Raw genomic sequence first — 2693 nt, forward strand, 5'->3', positions numbered from 1 at the left:
GCCTATCTTGAACTAGCCCTGCGCAAACGCGCCACGGTCGGCACGCTGGATGGCCGGCTGAAAACGGCCTGCGTCAAAGCCGGACTGACAACTCTAACTACGCCTTGACCGGTTTTTTAGCCTTGGCCAAAATCTTGCTTTTCAGCCGCGCGGCTTTGTTGCGGTGAAATACACCTTTAGACGCAGCGCTGTCGACACGCGCTAAAAATTTTTTCAGCAGAGCGTCTTTATTTTCGCCGCCTTTGAGCAGAACGTCTTCCGTCTGCTTACGCAGAGTTTTTACTTCCGAACGCGCCGCTTTGTTCCTCAAATTATTGCGTTCCGTGATCTTGATCCTTTTTTTGGCGGATTTTATGTTGGCCATCGCTGACTTTTTCTCCTTTTTCTTGTCATTTGCTGACGCGGCCGGTATAATAACATACCTATGTCAGTTTTGGAATGGTTTAGCAAGCAAAAAGAAAATGCTTCTGAAAAAACTGCCGAACGTTTGGATATTCCAGGCGATCTGTGGGTGAAATGTCCGTCCTGCGCCACGATTTTGTACAAAAAAGATCTGGAGGACAATCAAAAAGTCTGCTCGAGCTGCGGGCACCACTTCCGCCTGACTTTTGCGGAAAGGCTGGCCTTGACCGCCGACGCGGGGTCTTTTCAGGAATTTGCCGCGGAGCTGACGGCGGTGGATTTTTTGGCTTTTGAGGACACCAAAACTTATCAAGCCCGCCTGCGGGAAAATCAGGCCAAAACAGGCCGTAGCGATGCGCTGGTCTGCGGCACGGCGGCCATTCAGAAATATCCGGTGATTTTAGGGATTATGGATTTTGCTTTTTTGGGCGGCAGCATGGGCTCGGTGTTGGGTGAGAAATTTGTCCGCGCGGTGGAAAAAGCGCTGGAGAAAAAAATACCGCTGGTTGTTTTTACGGCGTCGGGCGGCGCGCGCATGCAGGAAGGCCTGGTTTCGTTGCTGCAAATGGCTAAAACTTCCGCGGCGGTGGCCAAACTGAATGCGGCGCGCGTGCCGTACATCGTGGTGTTTACCGATCCGACTACCGGTGGCACGACGGCCAGCTTTGCTATGCTGGGCGATATTCATGTGGCGGAAAAAGGCGCGCTGATCGGTTTTGCCGGGCCGCGCGTGATCGAGCAGACTATCCGCCAAAAACTGCCGCGCGATTTTCAAAGAGCCGAATATTTAGAAGAACACGGTTTTCTGGACGCGGTGGTCTCGCGGTTGGAATTAAAAGATTATTTGGCCCGGATACTGAAACATTTTGTCCGGCAGGAAGTGTGACATGGCAGAAAATATTGGGGAGAAGAAAAAAATACTTTTGGATTTTGAAAAACCGGTGGCGGAGATCTACGAGGCGATCGCCGAACTGGAGGCTATGTCCAGAGCGCAGAAGATCAATGTGGACAAAGAAATTGCCGCGTTGAAAAAACGCGCCGCGCAAAAAGAAAAAGAAATTTTTGCCGCGCTGACCCCGCTCAATATCGTGCAGATCTCCCGCCATCAGCTGCGCCCTAGCGCGCTGGATTATATTGGGCTGCTCTTTACGGATTTTGTCGAGCAAAAAGGCGACCGGCTTTTCGGCGATGATCCGGCGATCGTTGGCGGCATTGCCTTTTTTCAGGGACAAAATGTGGCGGTGATCGGCCACCAAAAAGGCCATGACACCAAAGAAAACATTTACCGCAATTTCGGTATGCCACAGCCGGAGGGCTACCGCAAAGCGCTGCGCATCATGCGCGTGGCGGAGAGGTTTAATTTCCCGATCATTACTTTGGTCGACACGCCGGGCGCTTTTCCCGGGCTGGGCGCGGAAGAACGCGGTCAGGCCGAAGCTATCGCGCGCAATCTGCTGGAGATGTCCAGATTAAAAGTTCCGGTTTTGGCGATCATCACCGGCGAGGGCGGCAGCGGCGGCGCGCTGGGGCTGGCCGTGGCCGATCAAGTCCTGATGCTGGAGTACGCTACTTACTCGGTCATCACGCCCGAAGCCTGCGGTTCGATACTCTGGCGCGACCCGGCGCAGGCGGAAGCCGCGGCCAAAGCGCTGAAAATTACCGCGCCGGATCTGTTGAAATTAAAAATCATTGACGGGATCATTCCCGAGCCGTGGGGCGGGGCGCACAATGACCACGCGGCCGCCGCGCAGAATCTCGGCCAGGCTATCGCCGCGTTTTTGCAGAATTATTCCGACAAAACTACTGACGAAATCACCGCCGAACGCTATAATAAATTTAGGAATGTAGGGTTTTTTAAATAAGCCGAAGTGGCGGAATTGGCAGACGCGCACGACTCAAAATCGTGAACTCCTTGCGGGTGTGTGGGTTCAAGTCCCACCTTCGGCACCACATAAATTTCATAAAAAATACAACTAGTTTGTTGCCTTGCGGAGCAAAGCACACGCGAGCGTGCTTTGCTCCACCCAATGCGCGAGGTGGGGAATGTTAAAAGCTAGTAAAACAAAAAATGCACTTCTGATTTCAATCGATCAAATCGAGGGAATGCAGAACGTATCAGATAAGCAATTCCGAGAAGTGATTATGGCCATGCTGGAGATAGACCGTGGCAACGATCCGGCAATCGCCGACCCCATAGTTGATTTTATTGTTAATAGCAAAAAGGGTTGGGCAATAGAAAATCGAAAGAGCTACGAGGAAATATGCCGCCGCAATAGAGAGAATGGCAGAAA

The 2693-nt window shown here is 52.2% G+C and carries 4 protein-coding genes and 1 tRNA gene; 4 read left to right on the top strand and 1 reads right to left on the bottom strand.

Going from position 1 to position 2693, the window contains the following annotated elements; genetic code table 11:
- Positions 1–97: 97 nt before the first annotated feature.
- Entirely contained in the window at positions 98–364 is a 267-nt protein-coding gene (gene rpsT, locus LBJ25_01500) for a 30S ribosomal protein S20 (protein ID MDR1452639.1), read from the bottom strand.
- A gap of 60 nt (positions 365–424) precedes the next feature.
- Between rpsT and accD the strand changes: the two genes are divergently transcribed.
- The 4 genes from accD to LBJ25_01520 form a co-directional block, all read left to right on the top strand.
- Complete coding sequence (accD, locus tag LBJ25_01505; GenBank protein ID MDR1452640.1) at positions 425–1288, top strand: acetyl-CoA carboxylase, carboxyltransferase subunit beta; 864 nt, start codon at positions 425–427, stop codon at positions 1286–1288.
- Position 1289: 1 nt separating this feature from the next.
- Complete coding sequence (locus LBJ25_01510) at positions 1290–2264, top strand: acetyl-CoA carboxylase carboxyltransferase subunit alpha (protein ID MDR1452641.1); 975 nt, start codon at positions 1290–1292, stop codon at positions 2262–2264.
- Positions 2265–2352: transfer RNA gene (locus LBJ25_01515), tRNA-Leu, on the top strand.
- Between the two features lie 93 nt (positions 2353–2445).
- A partial coding sequence (locus LBJ25_01520) for a hypothetical protein (protein MDR1452642.1) occupies positions 2446–2693 on the top strand: 248 nt, incomplete at its 3' end.

The organism is Candidatus Margulisiibacteriota bacterium, from assembly GCA_031268855.1.
GTDB lineage: Bacteria > Margulisbacteria > Termititenacia > Termititenacales > Termititenacaceae > Termititenax.